This is a genomic window from Mycobacterium sp., from assembly GCF_035653355.1.
Taxonomy (GTDB): domain Bacteria; phylum Actinomycetota; class Actinomycetes; order Mycobacteriales; family Mycobacteriaceae; genus Mycobacterium.
This window is the reverse complement of record NZ_DASRBZ010000499.1, coordinates 1-3,026: the sequence shown is the minus strand read 5'-3', so window position 1 is coordinate 3,026 and position 3,026 is coordinate 1. Positions and strand designations below refer to the sequence as shown.

General features: G+C 68.0%; 2 protein-coding genes. Both read right to left on the bottom strand.

Annotated elements, in window-relative coordinates:
• Window positions 1–2,368, bottom strand: a 2,368-nt coding sequence (locus VFA16_RS17200) for a sigma-70 family RNA polymerase sigma factor (RefSeq protein ID WP_324968977.1), incomplete at its 3' end; no start/stop codon positions are given.
• A gap of 305 nt (window positions 2,369–2,673) precedes the next feature.
• Window positions 2,674–3,026 (bottom strand): PucR family transcriptional regulator (locus VFA16_RS17195; protein WP_324968976.1); only part of this gene is annotated, 353 nt, incomplete at its 5' end.

Genomic DNA, 3,026 nt, shown 5'->3' with positions numbered 1-3,026 from the left:
GCTGCGAGCTATCGGGCTCCCCCGGCGTGGGCGACGGCGTAAGTCCGCCCGCGTTTCCACCAACCGTCGTAGTCGGCGGGTATCCGACCGATACCACCGGGCCGGTGGCGAACGACGGCGGCGGCGCGGGCAGCGACTCGTTGCCGCCCGATGGACCAACCTCTGGTCCCGGCGGTGTGGGTGGAGGGGGTGGCGCGCCGGTGGACACGCCCGGCGTTGGTGAGGGCGACGCGGGCGTTCCGACGACCTGGGTCGTCCCGGTCTGCCCGCCGCTGCCAGTCCCGCCCGGCTGTGCGGTAGCAGCAATACCCATCGCCGAGGTGTTGGTGGGTGGTGCGGGCGGTGTGCTAGAAGCGGCCGGCGGGGAGCCGGTCGCCACGCCTCCTGAGGAAGTGGCCGGCGTCGCGGCTGAAGTCTGGGAGGGCAATATCGTCGCACTGCCCACGGCCTGCACGGTCGGGGAAGCCGCTCCAGAAAATCCGCCCGACGACACAACTCGCCTGCCCGTGGTTCGACCAATCTGACCGGAGGATGGGTTTGAAACGTTGCCTTCACCGACCGTGGCTCTGTGCCCGCCACCAGGACCGCCGGGCACAACCGCACCGACCGGTATAGCAGTAGCCCCGAGCTGGGCGTGGCCACGGGCCCCTTTGGCATCTGGAGTAGCCGAAGCCGTCGCAGGAGCGCCACTCCTATGAGCAGCATGGGTACGGTTGCGCGGCGCCAATATCTGGAGGCCCTGCAGATTAGTCTTATGGGGTGAAGTGCCCGCGGGAGTCGGCGATATAAGCGCGTGATGCCGCTGAAGCGAGCCTCCTGGACCAAGCAAGACATTCGGCCCTATTCCGGTTGGAACATGTAGAGCCGTGGCGGTTGCCGTGGGGGGCCGGCTCAATGCAGTGCGGTCTTTATTTGAGGCCGTATGCAGTACTACACCGGCCGCGACCGCGCCGGCGATGGCGACCGCGGCGGCCGCACCGGTCCAACCGGCAACGCCCAGGTTCGCCACCACTGCACCGGCCGTGGCCACCGCTCCGGCGGTCAGGCCTGTCGCCGTGCCGGCGGCGGTGGCCAGGGCGGCACCGGCCGCCGCGGCGCCGATACCCGCTGCCGCGGTCGCTCCGCCCCCGGCGGCCCCGGCCGCGACCATGCCGGCGGCTGTCGCGGCACCGCCTGCCACGCCGGCTGTCGCGGCACCGCCTGCCACGCCGGCTGCCGCGGCACCACCTGCCACGCCGGCTGCCGCGGCACCACCTGCCACGCCGGCTGCCGCGGCTGCGCCGGTTGCAGTCGCAGCACTACCGGCTGCGCCTGCAGCGGTCGCGGCTCCCCCGGCTCCGGCTATACCTGCCGCCGCGGTGCCTGCTGCAATACCGCTCGACGCCCCGGCCGCGGAACCGGCTGCAGCGGTCGCGGCGGTCGTGCCGGCCGTCGCCGTCGTCCCCGCGACACCAGAGCCGCCGGTCACACCTATCGTGGTGCTCGACGCGCCAAGACCACCGGCCGCGGCGGCGCCCGCCGCGAGCATCGCGGACAGCTTGGCCAGCGTCGCCGCCTTCAGTGCGGGCGATACGGCTACCGGCACCAGAACGAGCAGGCGGCGCGAATCACGTTGGGCCTGCAACGTGGCGGTGCAACTCATGCACCCCCGCACGTGGGCGACCACCGCGGTTCGCCGCGTTTCCGTCAGTTCACCATCGGCGAGGGCGGTCAGTTCACTCTGCGCTTCGCGACAGGTCGTGGCGGGCGGGGTGATGGTGGCGCCCAGCGTAACCTTGGCGTACTCGTCGCGAAATCGGCTGCGGGCACGGAACAGCAAGGCTTCGACGCCCCCCGGCGTCGTGCCCAGTTCCTGCGCCAGCTCGGCATAGCTCAATCCGCCAAGTTCGCGCATCGTCAGCGCGGCCCGATGGGTCGGGGCGAGGCGATCCAGTGTCATCCGCACCGAGAGCTGTTCTTCGGAGACCAGCCCCATATCTTCCGGCGACGACCAGCGGGCCGAATCCGCGGTGGACTCGAAGATGTCGTCACTGTCGTCGGCCTGCGGCATGCGGCTGCGGCGTCGCAGCACGGAGAGCGCGATATTCGAGGCGATGCGGGCCACCCATGCGCCAAAAGCCTCCGGCTGGCGCAAGGTCGGCAGGGCGCCCAAAGCCTGCAAGAACGCGTCCTGGGTAATATCCTCCGCCTCGGTGCGATCGCCGACCAGATGGAACGCCAGTGTGCTAACGCGCGGCGCATGGCGGTCGAACAATGCCCCGTAGGCATCGACGTCATTATGCAGGGCGCGCATAACCAGTTCAGCGTCGACCGAGCCGCTGGTCTGATCCTCTTCGAAGGGTAGCGGGGGCAGAACTTGTTGGGCCATCGTGACCTTACTACATGTGCACCAATGGTAGAAACGCGGGGACAAAGTGGCCGGCCAGCGGGCTGCAGGGTGCCATCGCCGCTATCGTACAGGGCCGAGAACGTTGGAATGTTAACGATATATGGCCAATGTTAACCAGGACCAAAGTACTCCAGCCGGATGCGACAGTGCGGCTACTGCTAGTATACTGAACCGGCCACTGCAGTGTGAGAATAGTGCGTGAACAACTGAATAATGGCGTCATCAGAACTTTCACACAGGGCACTATCGGCCGGCGTGACCGGTAAGGTAGCGGTCCCCACCCTTCAGTCGCCCGGCTCGAGTGTGCGGGCGAGCAGCGCGAGATGATACGATAGGCGCTGGCGCGCGTCGCCGAAGTCGGCGCCGGTCAGTTCGCTGATGCGTTGCAGGCGGTACAGCAGGCCATTTCTGTGCAGGTGCAGTTCTTCCGTGGCGCGCGCCACGTTGCAGTTGCAGGCCAGGTAGCGTTGCAGCGTGTACACCAGATCGGTGCCGCGGGCCTTGTCGTATCGTTCGAGCGGTCCGAGCAATTCCTCGCAGAAGCTCTCCAACTCGGGCGTCTCGCGCAGGCGGAACAGAAGGCGATAGACGCCAAGCTTGTCGAACGGCGTAGTAGTCGAAGTGCCAGTTGACGTCA